Source organism: Veillonella sp. DNF00869 (assembly GCF_001553345.1).
Classification (GTDB): domain Bacteria; phylum Bacillota; class Negativicutes; order Veillonellales; family Veillonellaceae; genus F0422.
Map to the genome: position 1 here is coordinate 360,869 of NZ_KQ960771.1, position 20,497 is coordinate 381,365.

Here is a 20,497-nt window from a genome sequence, read left to right on the forward strand (position 1 = left end):
TCCTAACTATAATTTTACGGCTACCCTTAACTTGGCACTACGGGACCGTGGATTTACTCCTACTTCTTCTTTGCTTGGCTCTACAGCCTTATTCTTAGCTTTCACTGTTGGCACATGATGACATACACAGACTGGTAAATTAGGTGGACATGTGCAACCTTGAGATAATTCTTTAAAAGTTTGTTTGGTGATTCTATCCTCTAGGGAGTGGAATGTAATCACAGCTATTCTTCCATCAGGCTTTAGCATGGATGTAGCATCTACAAAAGCATCATGCAAAATTTGAAGTTCCTGATTCACTTCGATACGAAGTGCTTGAAAGGTTCGTTTTGCTGGATGCGGACCATCTTGTCTAGCCTTTACAGGTATGGCACGTTTGATGATATCCACCAGCTGAAATGTAGTCACTATAGGCGATTCTTCTCTAGCTTCCACAATAAATTGAACAATTCGTTTCGCCCAACGCTCTTCCCCATAGTCCCAGATAATGCGATACAAGTCATCACTCGAATAGGTATTCACTATTCTTTCTGCCGTTAAGGATCCACTTTGATTCATACGCATATCCAAAGGTCCATCTTGCATATAAGAAAACCCTCGATCCGCTGTATCTAATTGATGGCTAGAAACCCCTAAATCAAATACAAATCCATCTACTTTATAAATGCCTGACTCTTGTAAAGCTTGTTTTAAGTTAGAAAAGTTTGTTTGAATCACTTTCACCTGACAAGACAAATCAGATAATCTCTGAGAGGCTGCCTCTAATGCCGCTACGTCTTGATCTAAACCAACAATCATACCTTTTGAGGATAACCGTTCTCCAATGGCATGGGAATGTCCCCCACCACCTAATGTACAATCCACATAGGTTCCATCTGGTTTAATTGCCAATCCGTCTAGCGTTTCACTGAGTAATACACTCACATGATGAAAGTCCATAATGCCTCACTTAAAATCCAATATCATCCAAATCAAGTTCTTCTGCCATCGCCTCAATATTACCATAAATTTCGTTGTTATAAGCTTCCCAACGAGTTTTACTCCAAATCTCGATGCGTTCGCCATTACCAACTACAACTACATCTTTTTTTAACTCCCCATGAGCACGAAGATTGCTAGGTATTAGTACACGACCTTGTTTATCAAACTCAAGGTCAGCAGCCCCACCTACAAAAAAACGCACTAATCCACGTTGGTTGGCTTTATTAGAGCTTTGAGAACTTAATTTTTTTGCAATTTCATCAAACTTTTCTTGTGTGTAAATGGCTAAGGTGTTATCAAAATATCTAGTAACAACACAGGTATCACCTAGTTGTTCACGCATTTTGGCAGGAACTATCATACGTCCTTTACTATCAATTGTATGTGAAAATTCACCTTTAAACATAGCAAGGACACCTCCTTTTCCTACACCTTCTCGCCCTTATTACCACTATATGGTAAATTTTACCACAATTCCCCACTTTTAACAACAAACAAATACTAATTTAATAGATATTTATACATATTATTTTCTCATACTCATTACTACCGAACATTATTGCTAATATTTATTAATATGTTCGTATATTTCACTTTAATATCGAACATTTTATTATTTAAAAAAGGTGGTAAAAAGTGGGAGTAATTTTACATATTTTGCCGATATTTATATAAAATGATATCCAATTAAACAGTGCATCCCTAATCCTTATACTTACTAATTTTAAAACAAAAAAGATAGCCGAATCATTGATTCAACTATCTTTTTATCACTTCTATAGTAACTATTCTATTGTCTCTATTTTTTCTCTTAGTTTATAATTGCCCCACTCGTTTCATAGCATCATAAATTCGTTGTGCCAATCCAGTAATTTGTCTTTTAGGAATGGAACATACAGCAATGCGAACACCACCAGCTACAGGAATTAAAAATATATTTTCTTTTTTCAATTCATCTGCCAAGGCCTTTGGATTATCGCTTGGAATTGTTGCAAAGAAACCACCCATGTATGGCAACATTGGTAAGCCAATCGCTTTTCCTTCACATTCCAAGATACCTGCCCGTTCTTCTACGAGACGAGAGTAGCAATTACGTTCCTCTTCATAACGTTTTAATTTTTCAGGATCAAGCACGATATTAGCAACCGTACGCATAGCAGGTCTATTAATGTTAGACCAAGTACCACGAGATGTCATTTGGTTAACATCAAAAAACTCCTGTGCCACTTCTTTATCAGAAGTAATACCTAACATACAACCAACACGTTGACCATACATGGTGAATCCTTTTGAAATACTATAGCATACAACTGTTAAAATATCTTTTGACAAATGCTCAAACTTTTTAAAGAATCGACGTACATCTTCTTTAGGTCCGGAGAAATCAATATACGCAGCATCTACACCAATAATAACTTTATTTTTACCTGTATTCACTATACCTTTCACTAAGTCTAATACATTATCCCAATCGCTGTCGCACAAGGAAAACCCTGTTGGATTATTGCCAGGTGTGTTAAAAATAACTACCACATTTTCTTGTTTCTCAGCAATATCTAGCACTAAAGATTGCAAAGCTTCAAAATTGAACTTATAGTTCTCATCAAATAATGGGTATGTAACTAATTCTCGTCCATTATCTTGGCATATTTGCTTGTATGCCCCCCAGTACCAATCAGCGGTAATTACCTTATCACCTAGTTCTGTATAATTGTGAACCAAGTGATGAATACCACCTGTACCACCCGCTGTGGCTATCCCTTCAATATAGGCATCTGGCCGAGATTGTCCAAAACATTCTTGTTTACATGCTTCCACAAACTCTTTTAACCCTTCAATCGGTGCATATGCAACATATTCATTACGTGGCAAATTACGAAACTCATCTTCTACCACCTTCAAGAAAACAATATCGCCATTTTCATCTAGGATAGATCCGACAGTTCCAATTAATACATTTTCTTTGCCATATTGTTTCGCTGCCTCTTGAGCTTGTGAATTTGTCGCAAAGATAACATCATTTGCTTTTTTCCCACGCGCTTGTTTTGCTGCCATACTCATAGTAAACACCTTCCTATATTAGTTATATATTTTATATTTATAATACTAGTTTACAAGAAAAATCATTCTCCTACAAGACATGTAGCTCATGTATACACAATAGTTTTTATCACCATTCAATTTTCTTTATATTGTAAAGAATAGATTCTGCACACTCTTATGATAGTATACATATACTCCATTTCTATCGGCAACAACCACAAATTCAAAATACTTACACTAAAAAGCAGATACACAACCATAATGGATTGTATATCTGCTAATTATTTTAGAGTATTCTATTCTACTTTACCGCCTAAGTATGCTTCCATCACTCTAGGGTCGTGACGAATTTCTTCGGCTGGTCCTGAAAGAACGATTTTACCTGTTTCTAATACATATGCATAGTCAGCGATTTTCAAAGCTTGACGTACATTTTGCTCTACTAACAATACTGTCGTTCCTTCGGCGCTAATCTCTTTGATAACTTCAAAGATTTCATTCACTACCAAAGGCGCCAAACCCATGGATGGTTCATCTAGTAACAACAGTTTCGGACGAGCCATTAAAGCACGACCAATGGCAAGCATCTGCTGTTGTCCACCAGATAAAGTACCACCTAATTGGTAACTACGTTCGTCAAGAATAGGGAATCGTTTGAACACTTTTTTAATATCATCGTTGATTTCAGCATCCTTACGAATATAGGCTCCCATTTCTAGATTTTCGTAAACACTCATATCTTGTAATATTTGGCGACCTTCTGGAACGAGGGAAATACCAGATTTCACAATATCATGAGTTTTCATAGATGTAATATCTTTACCTTCAAAGGTAATGCGACCTTCTGTAGGTTTTACTAAACCCATGATAGAACGCATGGTTGTCGATTTACCGGCACCATTGGCACCAATCAAAGATACAATAGAACCTTGAGGAACTTCTAAGTTAATAGACTTTAAGGCTGTTATATGACCATAACCAGCTACTACATTTTCAATTTTTAACATGTTATTCCTCCTTTCCTAAGTACGCTTCGATTACATCTGGATTGTTTTGAATTTCTTGTGGAGTTCCTTCTGCAATCTTTTTGCCGAAGTTCAACACTGCTAAGCGGTCACAAATATTCATCATCAACGCCATATCATGCTCGATGACTACCACGGTAATACCTAAATCACGGATTTTTCCGATCAATTGGCGCAACACCTCTGTCTCACTATCGTTCATACCTGCCGCAGGCTCATCCAATAAAATCAATTGTGGATGCGTTGCCAAGGCACGAGCAATTTCCAAACGACGTTGCTTACCATATGGTAAGGATGTAGCCACTTCTTCAGCATCTTCCTCTAACCCAACCAATTTTAAAAACTCATAGGCAATACCACGGCAACGCTCTTCTTCAATGCGTTGGCGTTTTGTATGGAAGAAACTAGACAACACTCCAGAACCTGTGCGACAATGCATGCCTGTCAATACAGTCTCCAACGCCGTCATATTACCAAAGAGACGAATATTTTGGAACGTCCTAGCAATCCCCATTTCCACTGTACGATGTGGTTTTATGCCAACTACATTCATACCATCAAAGACAATATTACCAGTACTTACAGGGAATACTCCAGTAATTAAGTTGAATAACGTAGTTTTACCAGCACCATTAGGTCCAATAACACCAAAGACTTCCCCTTGATTCACTTGGAAGGTAACCCCTGTCAAGGCAGCCACACCGCCAAAGCTTTTACTTACATCATCTAATTGTAATAGCATGGTTACCTCCTATTCTTGACCAGACTTGCTCTGTGTTTTATAAGCTTCAAAGCGTTCTGTTAATACTTGTGATTCTGGAATGTATGGTTTCTTGTTTACACCTAATTTACGATAGATTTTGTCCATTAATTCTTCTGTCAAAATACCATCTGGGCGAACAGCCATCAAGATCACCAACAAAGCACCATAAATAATATCACGATAGTCTGCTAAGAAACGTAATACTTCTGGTAGCAATGTCAAAATAAAAGAGCCTAGTACAGATCCCCATACTACATTGGAACCACCAAAGACTGGGAACAATAAAATTTGTACTACTTTGTGATAGCTAAAATCTGTAGGGTTAATAAAGTTTGTAATATGCGCATACAAACCACCGCCAACACCGGCAATAAAAGCACCGATGACAAAGGCTAACATTTTGTAATACACTACATTGATTCCCATTAATTCTGCTGCATGGTCATCTGCTTTAATCGCTTGGAATGCACGACCTACACGACTATTGTGGATGCGTAAGCAGAACAGAATAATCAATGCTAAAATAACTAGCAAAATGATGATGGTCAACAAGTTACCCCATGTTAATGCATCGATATCTAACAAACCGTCCATATCAAATTCATACACATAATTTGTCAATTCTTGCGCAATAGCTGGAATCCCCGAAAGTCCTAGTGCACCATGTGTCACTTCTAAGTTCAAGAAGATAACACGCACTACTTCACCAAAGCCTAACGTTGCAATCGCCAAGTATAAGCCTTTCAAACGTGTCGTAGGTAAACCAATCACAATAGCTACTAAGGCCGCTACGATACCACCAATGAAGATGGCAATCGGAATCGGTAGCTCAGCTTTCAGAGTAAGCAAAGCGCCCACGTAGGCACCTACGCTCATGAAACCAGCCGCACCCAATGTCAACTGCCCTGTAGAAAGGGTGAAGAAAATGGAAATACCCATAATGGCATTGATAATGAAGAACATTACAATTTGTAGATAATATGGATTTAAAATTTCACTCATGGTCGTCCCCCCTTATCTTTGGATCCGAATAAACCTTGTGGTCTCCAGAACAATAAGAGAATGATTAACCCAAAGGCTACAGCATCACGGTAAGAAGATGCTCCATAAGCAACAGAGAATACTTCAGATACACCTAAGATGAATCCACCTACCATGGCACCGGTAATATTTCCAAGACCACCCAAGATTAATACAGCTAATCCTTTAAATCCGATGACAACACCCATCATAGGCTCTACGGCATCGAAAGATAAGCCAACTAATACACCAGCTGCAGAACCTAACGCAGAAGCGAGCATCACTGTTACAGAAATAACCAAAGTAGGGTTAATACCCAATAGAGATGCAGTTTCCGTACTCAAGGATACAGCACGAATGGCTTTACCGATTTTAGTTTTTTTAATGAGTACATTTAAAATCAACATTAACACAATAGATACGCCAAGACCAATGATTTGAACCATAGAGATTTTGAACATACCAAAATCGATAAGTCCACCAATAAAATCTGGTGGGAAAGAACGTGTTTGTGGGCCCCATACAAGCAAGGCTATACTTTCAATAAAAATAGATACGCCAATTGTGGAAATCAATGGCGCCAAATGGGATACATTTTTCTTACGAAGTGGACGAAGTGCCACAAACTCTAACAAATATCCAAGAATTGCCCCTACCAGCATAGCCACAAGGATGGCTACGAATATATTAGCTTCAAAGACTGTCACCATAAATAAACCCACGAAGGCACCTATCATAAAGATGCCTCCGTGAGCCATGTTGATGATGTTCAACACACCAAACACAAGTGTCAATCCGATCGCTAATACTGCATAGAGACTGCCTAAAGTAAGGCCATTCACTAATTGCTGTAAAAACATCGTTTAACTCCTATTTTTGTAATGCGTCGAACTGACCGTTTTTAATTTGTAAAACTTGAACTTCCATAGATGGGTCACGTTTTTCGTTAAATTGGAATTTACCAGTTACCCCTACGAAGTCTGTAATACCTTTTAAGGCATTACGGAATTTTTCGCGATCTGTTGTAGAGCCAGCTGCTTTTAAAGCTGCTTCGTACAAGAACACAGCATCATATGCTTGTGCTGCAAATTGATCTGGTTCATGACCATATTTTTCTACATAAGCTTTGCGGAAGTCGCGAACTTTTTGGTCATCTTTGTTAGGGAACCAAGGTGTACCAACGATAGCACCATCAGCAGCAGCGCCAGCATTTTTAATGAACGCTGGACTGTTGAAACCGTTGGAACCTACTACTGGTTGGTTCATGCCAAGTTCACGCATTTTCTTCATAATCAATGCCCCTTCTTGGTATAAAGAAGCAACGATGATAATATCAGGCTTTGCTTGTTGAATTTTAGTCAACTGTGCAGAGAAATCTGTATCTTTATCAGCAAATGTTTCTGTCGCTACAATTTGAACCCCTTCAGATTCCAATGCTTTTTTCGCTGTATTGTTTACAGAAACCATTTGGTCATTGTTGTTGGAATACATAATCGCTGCTGTTTTGAAACCTAATACTTTATGAGATTGAAGAATCGCTGCGTCTACTGCCAAAGATTCTGGTACAGCATTACGGAAAATGTAATCTCCGATATCAGTGATGCCTTCTGCAGTTGTAGAAGTACCCAATGCTACGACTTTATTTTTGTTAGCAATCGGTCCTGCCGCCATCATTTCACCAGATAACATAGGTCCGATGACAGCTACGACTTTATCTTTAGCAATCACTTTGTTCATCGCATTGATGGCTTCGTTTTTGTCACCTTTTGTATCTTCCACTAACAAATTAATTTTTACGTTGTTAGCATCTGCGTTAATTTGTGCTACCGCTAACTCTGCACCATTCTTAATAGATTCGCCATAGGCAGCTGCCGCGCCAGACGTAGTTGTCAGTAAAGCTACTTTTGCTTCATTTGCATTGTTTGTTGATGAACTATTGCCACCGCAACCAGCGATCGCTGCGGCTAAAATAGCTGTAGCACCCAATGCTAGTGCACGTTTGAACATGGATTTTTTCATGTTACACCCTTCCTTTTTTTAACTCTTCTTTTGGATTTTCTAACAGTGAAAGTCATCTTTCCCTTTTTTACTTTATCTGCTTAAAGAACAAGTGATAACTCTATAGAAAATCTATGCTTTCCTATTATGAATGTAACGTGAGTAGTTTGTCAAATATAAATATAAGAATTTAGTTATGAGTTTATTTAGTAAACCCATAGCATATATTTTCCTTATTTTTGTATTTACACAGTAGACAAATATCTTTTTTGAATAGCAAATATAGGAATAGATAGGTTCTGATAGCAATTATATTCTTTTAGAAATATGATCCAATCTACTACTTAGGCATATTAAAACTGGCGACGAAAGTTAGCATTTTCATCGCCAGTTTAACACAGTTGAACTTTTATTTACTTAGTATCAATAAATTTTCACCACTATTAATTCACAGTATACAAATAATCGTATTGTTCCTGTGACAATGTATCTAAGTCATAGCCCATGGATTGTAATTTCAATTTCGCAATTTCTGCGTCTACTTCATATGGTAATACATGTACATCATCTGCCATGTCTGCCCCATGATGTAAGATGTACTCCGCCGCTAATGCCTGCATAGCAAAGGACAAGTCCATAATTTCTGCCGGGTGTCCATCCCCTGCTGCTAAATTCACAAGACGACCTTCTGCTAGTACATACAATTGACGACCATCTTGCATATGGTAGGCTTCGATATTTTGACGCACTCGTTCATGAGATACAGCCATCGCTTCTAAATCTTTTACATTTACTTCACAATCGAAATGGCCTGCATTACAAAGGACAGCTCGGTCTTTCATCACAGCATAGTGCTCTTCTGTAATAACGTCTTTACAACCTGTAACCGTACAGAAAATATCGCCAATTTTAGCAGCTTCCACCATTGGTAATACTTTGAAACCATCAAATACAGCCTCGATTGCTTTAATTGGATCTACTTCCGTTACATACACGTGAGCACCTAGACCTTTGGCACGAAGTGCCACGCCTTTACCGCACCAACCGTAACCAGCAACCACCACGTTTTTGCCTGTTACTGTTAAGTTCGTGGTACGCATGATGCCGTCCCACACAGATTGTCCTGTACCATAGCGATTGTCGAATAAGTATTTACAGTTAGAATCGTTCACAGCGATCATTGGGAATGTCAACTGTTCCGCTTCAGCCAAGGCTTTCAAACGGTGTACACCTGTTGTGGTTTCTTCACTACCGCCCAACAAACGTTCTTTTGCATCAGTTCGTGTTGTATGTAACAAGCTTACTAAATCTCCACCGTCATCGATGATGATATGAGGTTTATGATCCAGTGCTTTGTTCAAGAACATCGTATATTCTTCATCTGTACAATTGTACCAAGCATATACAGTTAAACCCATATCTACCAGTCCTGCTGCCACATCATCTTGGGTAGACAATGGGTTGGAACCTGTGACAATCACATCGGCGCCACCACGTTTTAAAACAGTAGATAAGTACGCAGTTTTCGCCTCTAAATGAACGGACACAACGATGGTTTGACCTTTGAAAGTTTGCTCTTTTTCAAAACGGTCACCTAATGTGTTCAAAGTAGGCATGAAATTAGCTACCCAGTCGATTTTTTTACGACCTTCAGCGGCTAAGGAAATATCTCGAATTAAAGATTGCATTGGCGTTCTCCTTTTAGATTCTTCACCATAGATTATAATTGAAAGCCACCATATTCAGACATACGATGATGGGCTGGATAGTCTGCATTCACATCGATGCCTTTGATAACTTCTTTAACAAGGGATTGCAATTGTTCTGCCATTTGTTGCATCATGTCTACCACTTCGCCATGGGTCAAAGCAGATTCAGAAATACCTGCGGCGTAGTTTGTGACCATGGAAATTGTCATATATGCCATTTCCGCTTCATTCGCTAAGGTCACTTCCGGTACATTTGTCATACCCACTGTTTGACCCCCTAACATAGCATACATGCGGATTTCAGCAGGAGATTCAAAGCGAGGACCCTCTGTACATACGTAAGTTCCACCATTGTGAACCGTTAAGCCTAAGGATTTAGCTGCGCTTTCTACAATACCTCGCAACTCAGGGCTATATGGTTCTGTCACATCCACATGCGCCACCGGACGATCGCCTCCTTCATAGAAGGTATTCACACGGTTTTTAGTGAAGTCTAGGAATTGGTCCGTCAACACAAAATGACCCGGTCCAAAGTTCTCATCCAAAGAACCTACTGCTGTAGTAGATACGATGAATTTAACACCTAATTTCTTAAGGCCCCAAATATTGGCACGATAATTAATCTTGTGCGGTGGAATCGAATGATCTCGACCATGACGAGCTAAGAAATACACCGTCTTACCTTCATACGTACCGCATACATAGTGAATCTCACCATAGGGCGTCATAAGCGAAGATTCCGTCATAGTTTCAAACATATTTGGGTCGTACACACCGGTACCACCAATAATAGCAATGGATGACATATCGTTCCTCCTTGTGAAAGATAGAAAAATATCTGTTATGAATTTATTATAGCATGGAAAGGACAGTTTTGTGGAAATAGACTATCATTATTAGCAGTTATAAATTTTTCACCATTTTCTTCCCCACTACAAATCATCCATAAAATGCTATAATATACACAACAACTATCAACACGTTAATCTATACAATAAAGGAGTTCTCCATGATTCGTATTGCTTTTGGACAAATTCAGGTACACCCTGGTGATCCTGCTACAAACTTTCAATCTATGATGCAAGCTATCAACTATGCCAAGGCTGTGAGCACGGACATCCTTATCTTTCCAGAATTGTGTCTCAGCGGGTACATGGTAGGCGACTTGTGGGACCAAGTGCCTTTTATAAACGATTGTCTCCACTATGGTGACGAAATTGTGAAAGCCACCACTAACACCAATCTTACGATCATCTTTGGTAATGTAGGTATAGATGAAAGTCTCCGTAATCTAGACGGCAGTCTTCGCAAATATAATGCTTTATATGTAGCATCCAAAGGTAAATTAGTATCGAATCCATCCCAGCCATATCCCTTTACTATTAAAACATTGTTGCCTTGTTATCGGTACTTCAATGAGCCTCGGTATTTCACTAGCGCCAATGTAGTGGCGGAAGAGCGCAATTTATCATTGTCGGATATCAATCAGCCTCTCACAATTTCCACTCGTCACGGAGCTTTTACTATTGCTCCTATTATCTGTGAAGATAGCTGGGATACGCACTATCCAGATTGTCCGACCAATCTAATGGTGGAATCTGCAAAAGCGAAAGGTCAGCACATTGATCTGATTGTGAATTCTTCCTCTTCGCCTTACACAATTCATAAGCAAGAACAGCGCCACGCCCTATTTAGTGCACAAGCCAAACAATACAATACTCCTATTGCCTATACAAACCACGTGGGGATTCAAAATAACGGCAAAAATATCTGCATCTATGACGGTTGCTCCACACTATATGACGTGAACGGTTCTGTTGTGGAAGAAGTACCAGCTTTTGAAAATACAGTACGCCCTACATTATTAAAAGATACCTTGTGGCAACCACTTTCAAATGTTAACTCTGAACAACGGGATACTTCTGAAGATAGTACAGCACTTCAACTGTCCCTAGAACATAATAGATGTGATAAAAATGATACATATCATACACAGGATTTAAATCATATACAGGATGCAATTCCTACCCTATTCAAAGCCCTTCAATACGGTATTCGTCAATTTTTATCACAAACTGGGATTAAAAAAATTGTCATTGGTGCATCTGGTGGTATCGACTCTGCCCTTAATGCTGCTTTGTACAGCACAGTATTACCGCCAGAGAATTTATACTTAGTCAATATGCCAAGTCGTTACAACTCTGACATGACGAAAGATTTGGCCTACCAATTAGCACAGAACATCGGTTGCCATTATGGTGTATTCCCTATTGAGGAAGGTGTGAACGCTACTATCGCACAACTAGAAGGTCAGACTTTCACAAAATTTCCTCTAAAGACCTCTAGTCATGTACATAAGTATACACCAGCAGATGATTCTACTATCTCCAATTCTACTACAGATACTATATGTGAATCGCAGCAAACTACTACAAACCATACTGAGCAAACTCATGTTGATACCGACTTAGATACTAGCACATTCTTACAGCTATCCACCCTTGCCAAAGAAAACATCCAAGCCCGTGATCGTTCGTCTCGTATTTTAGCCGGTATAGCATCCGCTGTGAATGGGGCTTTCACATGCAATGGCAATAAAACGGAGTTCACTGTCGGTTATGCTACGATGTACGGTGATTTAGCTGGCTTCCTTGCCGTAACAGGGGATGTGTGGAAAACGGATGTGTATGCACTGGCTCGTTATATGAATGAATACATTTTTAAACGGGAGGTCATTCCTCAAGGATCCATCGATGTGGTCCCTAGTGCAGAGCTTTCCGATGCACAGGATGTAACGCAAGGACTAGGTGATCCCTTACAGTATGAATATCACGACTGCTTATTCCGTGCCTTCATAGAGGGTACACCTCATACACTGCCTCATCAGCGTTTGACGCCTGAGGATATCTTGTGTGCCTATGAAAAAGGCACATTGGAGCACCTATTAGGATTGCCACACCCTGTTTCTCACTATTTCACATCTACAGATCAGTTTATCAACGACCTGGAACGCTGGTGGAAATCTTTCAACGGATTAGCTGTGGCAAAACGCATCCAATCTCCGCCACTGTTCCTTGTCAGTGAACGTGCCTTTGGTAGTGACCTAAGTGAAAGTCAATTAAAACCGTATTTCTCACGTACTTACCATATCATTAAAGAGAGAGTTCTATATCACCACACTAAAAAGTGAGTATATTTCTTAATTTTAAAAATATAAATCTATACTACAGTAACGCTATATACAACTTTGTAATATACCTTATTAGATATCTTACATCCTGTATATAGCGTTATTTAATGTTTGACCATTTACTCATACAGTACTTTCAAAAACGATATAACCCATACCAAAAATTATATTGTAATGATAATTATTATAGATTACAATAAAGTTAACCCTATGGGTTGCGTTTTAATGTGTATTTGGAGGTATATTATGCAACAAGCATGGAAAGACTTCAATACAGGTGTATGGGATAAGTCCGTGGACGTACGCGATTTTATCCAACGAAACTATGTGCCTTATGTAGGCGATGATTCTTTTCTAGTAGGTCCTACAGAACGAACTACTAGACTTTGGCAACGGGTATTAGATTTATATGAGGAAGAACGACAAAAAGGTTCTGTCATCGATGCAGACACTGATGTAGCAACTCATATTACGGCTCATGCCCCTGGATATATTATTCAAGAAGATGAACAAATTGTTGGTCTTCAAACTGATTATCCTTTGAAACGTGCCATGTTCCCTTATGGTGGTTTACGAACTGCTAAAAGTGCTATCGAAGAGTATGGTTACAAAATGGATCCAACTCTTGAAGCATTCTTTAAAACTCATCGTAAGACACATAATGATGGTGTATTTGATGTATATACACCTGAGATGCGAGCTGCTCGCTCTGCTCACATTATTACGGGCCTACCTGACGCGTATAGCCGCGGCCGAATTATCGGTGATTATCGCCGTGTAGCCTTATATGGTGTAGATTATTTGATCAAGGATAAAGAAGATCAATTCAATATCACCATGGGCGATATGATGCCAGATGTCATTCGTGACCGCGAAGAAATTCGAGATCAAATCCGTTCTTTGAAAGAGTTAAAAGAAATGGCTGCGTCCTACGGATTTGATATCTCCAAACCTGCTACCGATGTAAAAGAAGCTATCCAATGGCTATACTTTGGCTATTTGGGTGCTATCAAAGAACAAAACGGTGCAGCTATGTCCATCGGACGTAACTCCACTTTCTTGGACATCTATGCAGAACGTGATTTGAAATCTGGTAAATATACAGAAGAACAAATCCAAGAAATGGTGGATCACTTCATTATGAAATTGCGCATGGTTCGTTTCGCACGTATCCATGAATATAACAATTTATTTACTGGTGATCCTGTATGGACAACTGAGTCTATCGGTGGTATGGGCACTGATGGACGTACACTAGTGTCTAAAACGGCATTCCGTGTCCTACATACATTGCAAAACCTTGGTCCTGCTCCTGAACCAAACTTAACAGTACTTTGGTCTCCTTCCCTCCCTGAAGGTTTCAAAAAGTTCTGTGCGAAGCTCTCTATTGCAACATCTTCCATTCAATATGAGAACGACGAAATCATGCGCCCAAATTCTGGCGATGATTACGCCATCGCTTGCTGCGTATCCCCTATGCGTATTGGTAAAGAAATGCAATTCTTTGGCGCTCGCTGTAACTTAGCGAAAGCCTTACTATACGCAATCAATGGTGGCGTAGATGAAAAGCTGAAAAAACAAGTAGGTCCAAAATTCCGCCCTATTACTTCAGAATACCTTGACTTCGATGAAGTGATGGAACGCTTTGAAGATATGACGGAATGGTTAGCAGGTGTATATGTGAATGCTTTAAATATCATTCATTACATGCATGACAAATACGCCTATGAAAAATTGGAAATGGCATTGCATGACCGTAAGGTAACACGTTGGTTTGCTACAGGTATTGCTGGACTTTCCGTAGTAGCCGATTCTTTATCCGCTATTAAATATGCGAAAGTAAAACCTATACGTGATGAAAATGGTATTGCTATTGATTTTGAAATTGAAGGCGAATTCCCTAAATATGGTAATGATGATGATCGTGTAGATGATTTAGCTGCTACGGTGGTATCTGGGTTTATGAATAAAATTCGTAAACATCCAACCTATCGTCAATCCGTGCCTACTATGTCACTATTAACCATTACATCGAATGTGGTATACGGTAATGCCACTGGTGCTACTCCTGACGGACGTAAAGCAGGTATTCCATTTGCTCCTGGTGCCAATCCTATGCATGGTCGTGACGAACACGGGGCTATCTCTTCCCTAGCATCTGTTGCTAAAATGCCATGGCGTGATTGTTGCGATGGTATTTCTAATACATTCTCTATTATTCCAGATTCTCTTGGTAAATCCGGAGAGTCTATGGTTACATTAGGCGACTTGGACCTAGATATAGACCTAGGCAATATTGAACATGCATTAGCCGATGGTTGTGAAAATCTAGCTTGCCGTGAGCCAAATGTTACATTCCCTGAAGAAAAGGAGTAACTATGACAAACGAACAACAAGTTGATAATTTAGTACAGTTATTAGATGGGTACAGCAAAAAAGGCGGCCACCATTTAAACGTAAATGTATTCAATCGTGAAACATTATTAGATGCTCAAAAACATCCTGAATTGTATCCACAATTGACTATCCGTGTATCTGGTTACGCGGTTCATTTCAATAAGTTGACAAAAGCTCAACAAGACGAAGTGATTGCTCGTACATTCCATCAATCCATGTAATACACTATGGTAGGTCGTATTCATTCCATTGAGACTATGGGAACTGTGGATGGTCCGGGCATGCGATTTGTCCTCTTTCTTCAAGGTTGCCCATTGCGATGTGCCTATTGCCATAACCCAGATACTTGGGATCCCTCTACGTATGCCCAAGAAATGACGGTGGCAGATGTGTGGACACAATTTGAAAGGAATCGAGACTTTTATATCACTGGAGGCATTACTGTCACTGGTGGCGAAGCATTGTTGCAACTCCCTTTTATTATCGAACTCTTTACTTTCTTTCACGGAAAGGGAATTCATACTTGTCTAGATACAAGCGGGATTTGCTACACACAGGAACAGGCTAGAGAGTACAAACTGCTTCTTGACGTAACGGATTTAGTCATTCTTGATGTGAAAGAGATCGATTCCTCTATACACGAAACACTAACCGGCAAACCTAATGATGCGGTCCTAGAGTTCGCTCAATTTGTAGACGCTCATGGAACAGATTTTTGGGTGCGCCACGTGGTAGTCCCAACCATCACAGATAATCGCGATCGCTGGTATCGGCTTGGTTTCTTTCTAGGTGCCTTCAAACATTTGAAAGCCGTAGATTGCTTACCTTACCACGTCATGGGGGTTAATAAATATGAAAGTCTTGGCATTTCCTATCGCTTAGATGGAATACCGCCCCTCTCAAAAGCTGACGCACAGCGTGCACTCCGCGTTGTCCTTTCTGGAATACGCGACTACCGCCGAGGTTTATGGTGTCCTCTTAAAACACCAGAAAGTTAAACTCATAATAATACTTTCCTGATCTTTCATAAAAGCGCACTATCCTTCGTGGACGGTGCGCTTTTTCTGTTTATATATTGACATTCATTTCTTATGGATACCTTTTACATATTAGATGTTTAGTTGTATAATAGGAGGGTATTATTTCAGACTATCTCACTATGATTTTGGTGTAAGTGAATCCTATGTGCACTACTGCACCATCATAGTCTTTTGTACCTAAAGTTAGGAGGCATTTCATGGCATCGTCATACATGCTACAATTACATCTTGGCGCCGTAGAAACGGTCATACTCTCACTGTTTTCCTTCTTACTGGGAACCTTTATGCACAAGCACATTAACATCTTGCATCGTTGGGCTATCCCAGTGCCTGCTATTGGTGGTTTAACTGTAGCAATAATTGTATTTCTACTACAAATTTCTGGTCTTATACTCATTACTCTGGACAAGGCTGTTCTCGTTCCTGCTATGGTGGCATTCTTCGCCACTATGGGGCTAGTAGCGCCCGTGCAAATATGTACATCTTCGTTAAAAGCAATCCCTCGCTACTGGGGCATGAGTACTTTGCTTGTGATTATGCAAATCAGCATTGGCTTAGGACTAGCTAGTCTATTTGGATTAGACAAACACTATGCCATTTTATTAGGCTCTTTATCTCTTGAAAGTAGCTACAACTTTGTGTCCGCCTTAGGTCACGACTTAGGGAATGCCTTAAATGGTGAAACTGTAGCACATGGTATCATTGCGTTCACTACCATTATTGGTGTGTTCATCGGCGGTCCTATGGGACAATATTTAATCGAAAAGTTCAATCGCTATGAAACAGCTCCACCGCCACCAGATTCACCAGCACCGACACCGATTGGGATTATTGTCAACTTATTGTTGGTTCTTATCTGTGTCAGCATCGGCATCGGCGGTTCTCACTATTTATTAGATACCTTTGGTTTACACATTCCTACGTTCATCGTATCCATGTTATTGGCCATTGCTATCCGTAATGGTGGCGATGCGATGGGGCAAACATTCATCAATTCTAAAGCTATTGCCTTATTTAGTCAAATTAGTATTACCATCTTCTTAACTACTGTGTTCATGAGCGTACCTGTGATCGCATTACGTGCGCTTACAGGGCCAATGCTTGTAATTCTTGTGGTACAAGTCATTGCGATTATTCTATTTACACGGTTCATCGTATTTCCTGTGCTGTGTAAAGATTATGACGGCGTTGTCATCGGTGCTGCACTCCTTGGCCACGGCTTAGGTATCACACCAAACACGGTGGCAACTATCGCTACCCTCGGTGGTCGCTACAGAAAATCTGTAAAAGCTTTCCTAGTTGTTCCAATTACAGCTACTGTATTAATCAATGTATTGGGTATACCTATCTTACATTGGATCATGCAGTTCTATTGGTAAATATATAATATAAAATCCCCAATCCATTCACTGGACTGGGGGTTTTTTTATTATAAGAATAAATTAATGATTTCTACACCAATTAATCCACATACGGCAATCACTGTTTCTACCATACACCAAGAGCGTAATGTTTGTTTGACAGATAATCCGAAAAACTCTTTAAATAACCAGAATCCTGGGTCATTTGGTGGGCTAAAGAATACAGAACCAGCACCTACTGCAATTACCATCAATTCAGGGCTTACACCTGTTAATGGAATTAACGGCGCCACAATGCCGCCAGCTGTCATAGCTGCCACTGTAGCAGAACCAACAGCAATACGAATCACCACAGCAATTAACCAAGCTAATACTAATGGAGATACATTCACTTGCATCACTAATTCACCGATATAGGTACCCACACCGCTATCGATCAATACTTGTTTTAGTGCTCCACCAGCTCCTACAACAAATAGAATCATAGCTACTGTTAATATCGCTTTTTCAGAAGTAGCCATAATATCTTTCATAGATTTGCCACGAGCGAAGCCAAACGTATAGAAAGCAATAATAATAGAAATTGTCAACGCTACAGAAGGATCACCAATGAAGTTAAGAATGACCATAATGGTAGATGTTTTTGGTAGATTCATCATTTTACCAATAGCTGTAGCGGCCATCAAGATAACTGGTACTAATGCTGTAAAGATAGATACTCCAAAGGATGGCATTTCCTCTTCTGTAAATACCTTATCATTATGAAGGCCTTCAGGGATATCTGTTTTGATATCTTTCACAGTATTATACAATAATGGACCTGCCAAAATAACTGTAGGAATACCGATTAAAATACCATACACCAATGTTAATCCAATGTCTGCATTAAATAATACAGAAATCGCTGTAGGACCTGGATGTGGAGGCAAGAAACCATGTGTCACAGATAAGGCTGCTACCATTGGCATACCTACTTCTAACAATGGAATATCCGCAGATTTAGCAATGGTAAAGATCAAAGGAATCAATAAGACGAAACCAATTTCATAGAATAAAGCAATACCTACAATAAATCCAGTTAAACATACAGCCCATCTTACATTATTACGACCAAACATGTTGATCAATGTAGTTGCAATACGTTGCGCTCCACCGCTATCGGCCATCAATTTACCTAAAATAGCGCCAAAGCCTACTACGATTGTTAAACCACCTAAGGTAGCTCCTAAGCCTTTTTGGATGGTTGGGAAAATTTTGTCAAGCGGCAATCCTTCTCCAAAGGCTAATAATACACAGACCAATAGCAATGATAAAAAGCTATTCATCTTTACTTTTACGATTAGGAAAAATAGTAAAATAATTCCTAATGCAAGAATAACTAATGGCATTTCTAGTCTCCTTTCTAATTACAAACGACTAAATGGATGTTCCTTTTGGAACTGAACAAGACGTGCCAAATCGTCTTTCATATGAGTATACAAACTTTCATAAATAGAGAAAAGTTCTTCATATACGGCTTGATGTTGCTCCTTAGGGTGATAAATACATTCAGGCTGTACTAGCTCTGCTGTATCCTTAATATCTGATAAAGTTCCATCAGAAATAAACCCTAACACAGCGGCGCCAAAGGAGGCACCTTCACTATTATTTGGCAATGTGATATGTTCACCGAATATATCACTCATAATTTGTACCCATAATTCAGATTTAGTGAAAGAACCACTAATGCGGATATCTTTTACCTCTTCAAACTCACGTAATGCATCAAGAACAAACCGTAAGCTATAACAAATCCCTTCCATTGTGGCGCGAATCATGTAAGAGCGACTATGATTTAAGGATAAACCTACGAAAGCACCACGCAGATCAGAGTTCCAATAAGGAGCTCGTTCACCAGTAAAGTATGGCATTAATAACAAGCCACCAGATCCAGCCGGTACATGTCTTGCTTTCATGGTCATTAAATCATAAGGATCCACCGATAATTGTTCCATTTGGGAGCCATGATAATGCAGGATACGATCTCGCATCCAGCGCAAAATCATACCACCATTGTTAATAGCTCCACCAGCCACCCACATGGTATCTGTTAAATTATAGCACCAAGTACGACCTTTTGGATCCATTTGCGGCTTTTCTGTAAGCATGCGTATAGCCCCAGATGTACCTATAGTAGCACTTAACTGCCCTTTAGATACAGCGCCAATACCAACATTCACCAGTACTCCATCAGTAGCACCGATGACAACCGGTGTATTCACAGGTAAACCTAAACGCTCTGCTACGCCTGCTACTAACTTACCACTATACGTAGTAGATACTACCTTAGGTAGTTGTTCTTCTTGAATTCCTACATAGTCTAAAATCTCAGAATCCCAAGTTTCTGTAAAAGCATTAAATAAACCAGAACTAGATGCCACTGATTTATCTGTTACCCATTCTCCTGTCATCAAACGGAACATGTAATCTTTAATAGATCCAATATGCGCCATACGAGCAAAGATTTCAGGTTGATTTTCTTTGACCCATATGATTTTTGCCAATGGATAGGATGCATGTAGCGGACAGCCTGTTCTATAGTAGAATTGTTTACACGTTTCGTCTTGTTCCATACGGTGTACAGTGTTGGAACTTCTGCTATCTGCCCAAGTAATCATATTCCCTAATAAATCAAAATGTTCATCTTGAGGAATAAAACTATGCATCACTGAGCTTAAAGCAATCCCGGATATAGTGACTAGTTTATATTGTAAATCTTTTACAACTCCAGCAATGACTTCTTCTGCCGCATCATATATTTGTTGAGGATTCTGCTCTGCTCGATCATATTGTGGTGTTTCTAATGGATAAAAAGCATCTCGTACAGCTACAGATTTACCTTGTGCTGTATATGCCATAGCACGCACGCCTGTAGTTCCCACATCAACGCCTATCCATACTGCTTCTCTAACTTCTGACATATATACCTCC

General features: G+C 39.5%; 17 protein-coding genes. 5 read left to right on the forward strand and 12 right to left on the reverse strand.

Annotated features, from left to right (window positions below):
- Positions 1-6 precede the first annotated feature (6 nt).
- The 10 genes from rsmH to mtnP all read right to left on the reverse strand — a co-directional run bounded on the left by rsmH (position 7) and on the right by mtnP (position 10,345).
- Positions 7-939, reverse strand: coding sequence for a 16S rRNA (cytosine(1402)-N(4))-methyltransferase RsmH (gene rsmH, locus HMPREF3032_RS05985; protein WP_062403028.1), 933 nt, complete (start codon positions 937-939; stop codon positions 7-9).
- Between the two features lie 10 nt (positions 940-949).
- A complete protein-coding gene (gene mraZ / locus HMPREF3032_RS05990) occupies positions 950-1,387 on the reverse strand; it encodes a division/cell wall cluster transcriptional repressor MraZ (RefSeq protein ID WP_009353022.1) in 438 nt (145 codons plus the stop codon).
- A gap of 410 nt (positions 1,388-1,797) precedes the next feature.
- The gene (locus HMPREF3032_RS05995; RefSeq protein WP_062403029.1) at positions 1,798-3,042 is read right to left on the reverse strand and encodes an aminotransferase class I/II-fold pyridoxal phosphate-dependent enzyme; all 1,245 of its coding nucleotides are present in this window, start codon (positions 3,040-3,042) and stop codon (positions 1,798-1,800) included.
- A gap of 278 nt (positions 3,043-3,320) precedes the next feature.
- Positions 3,321-4,031 carry an ABC transporter ATP-binding protein gene (locus HMPREF3032_RS06000; protein WP_009353026.1) on the reverse strand — a complete coding sequence of 237 codons (711 nt, stop codon included), beginning with the start codon at positions 4,029-4,031 and terminating at the stop codon, positions 3,321-3,323.
- Between the two features lies 1 nt (position 4,032).
- Positions 4,033-4,791 carry an ABC transporter ATP-binding protein gene (locus HMPREF3032_RS06005; RefSeq protein ID WP_009353016.1) on the reverse strand — a complete coding sequence of 253 codons (759 nt, stop codon included), beginning with the start codon at positions 4,789-4,791 and terminating at the stop codon, positions 4,033-4,035.
- A gap of 9 nt (positions 4,792-4,800) precedes the next feature.
- Positions 4,801-5,814 carry a branched-chain amino acid ABC transporter permease gene (locus HMPREF3032_RS06010; protein WP_062403032.1) on the reverse strand — a complete coding sequence of 338 codons (1,014 nt, stop codon included), beginning with the start codon at positions 5,812-5,814 and terminating at the stop codon, positions 4,801-4,803.
- Positions 5,811-6,692 (reverse strand): branched-chain amino acid ABC transporter permease, encoded by an 882-nt coding sequence (locus tag HMPREF3032_RS06015; protein WP_009353024.1) that lies wholly within the window; start codon positions 6,690-6,692, stop codon positions 5,811-5,813. The genes HMPREF3032_RS06010 and HMPREF3032_RS06015 overlap by 4 nt, the downstream gene beginning before the upstream one ends.
- A 10-nt stretch (positions 6,693-6,702) precedes the next feature.
- Positions 6,703-7,851 (reverse strand): ABC transporter substrate-binding protein, encoded by a 1,149-nt coding sequence (locus HMPREF3032_RS06020; RefSeq protein WP_062403035.1) that lies wholly within the window; start codon positions 7,849-7,851, stop codon positions 6,703-6,705.
- A 422-nt stretch (positions 7,852-8,273) separates the two neighbouring features.
- Positions 8,274-9,518: an adenosylhomocysteinase gene (locus HMPREF3032_RS06025; protein WP_062403038.1), complete on the reverse strand. Its 1,245-nt coding sequence runs from the start codon at positions 9,516-9,518 to the stop codon at positions 8,274-8,276.
- 32 nt (positions 9,519-9,550) lie between these two features.
- Complete coding sequence (mtnP, locus tag HMPREF3032_RS06030) at positions 9,551-10,345, reverse strand: S-methyl-5'-thioadenosine phosphorylase (protein WP_062403042.1); 795 nt, start codon at positions 10,343-10,345, stop codon at positions 9,551-9,553.
- 203 nt (positions 10,346-10,548) lie between these two features.
- Between mtnP and HMPREF3032_RS06035 the strand changes: the two genes are divergently transcribed.
- The 5 genes from HMPREF3032_RS06035 (at position 10,549) to HMPREF3032_RS06055 (ending at position 17,545) form a co-directional block, all read left to right on the forward strand.
- Positions 10,549-12,729, forward strand: a complete 2,181-nt coding sequence (locus tag HMPREF3032_RS06035) for a nitrilase-related carbon-nitrogen hydrolase (protein WP_062403045.1) — start codon at positions 10,549-10,551, stop codon at positions 12,727-12,729.
- 246 nt (positions 12,730-12,975) lie between these two features.
- Positions 12,976-15,105, forward strand: coding sequence for a formate C-acetyltransferase (pflB, locus tag HMPREF3032_RS06040; protein WP_062403048.1), 2,130 nt, complete (start codon positions 12,976-12,978; stop codon positions 15,103-15,105).
- A gap of 2 nt (positions 15,106-15,107) precedes the next feature.
- Positions 15,108-15,347, forward strand: coding sequence for an autonomous glycyl radical cofactor GrcA3 (gene grcA3 / locus HMPREF3032_RS07715; protein WP_009353611.1), 240 nt, complete (start codon positions 15,108-15,110; stop codon positions 15,345-15,347).
- A gap of 6 nt (positions 15,348-15,353) precedes the next feature.
- Positions 15,354-16,124 carry a pyruvate formate-lyase-activating protein gene (pflA, locus tag HMPREF3032_RS06050; RefSeq protein ID WP_062403051.1) on the forward strand — a complete coding sequence of 257 codons (771 nt, stop codon included), beginning with the start codon at positions 15,354-15,356 and terminating at the stop codon, positions 16,122-16,124.
- Positions 16,125-16,363: 239 nt separating this feature from the next.
- Positions 16,364-17,545, forward strand: coding sequence for a sodium/glutamate symporter (locus tag HMPREF3032_RS06055; protein ID WP_062403055.1), 1,182 nt, complete (start codon positions 16,364-16,366; stop codon positions 17,543-17,545).
- 50 nt (positions 17,546-17,595) lie between these two features.
- Here HMPREF3032_RS06055 and HMPREF3032_RS06060 read toward each other — a convergent pair whose 3' ends face one another.
- Both HMPREF3032_RS06060 and HMPREF3032_RS06065 read right to left on the reverse strand, forming a co-directional pair.
- Complete coding sequence (locus tag HMPREF3032_RS06060) at positions 17,596-18,915, reverse strand: gluconate:H+ symporter (RefSeq protein ID WP_009353623.1); 1,320 nt, start codon at positions 18,913-18,915, stop codon at positions 17,596-17,598.
- An 18-nt stretch (positions 18,916-18,933) separates the two neighbouring features.
- Entirely contained in the window at positions 18,934-20,487 is a 1,554-nt protein-coding gene (locus HMPREF3032_RS06065; protein WP_062403057.1) for a gluconokinase, read from the reverse strand.
- Positions 20,488-20,497 lie beyond the last annotated feature (10 nt).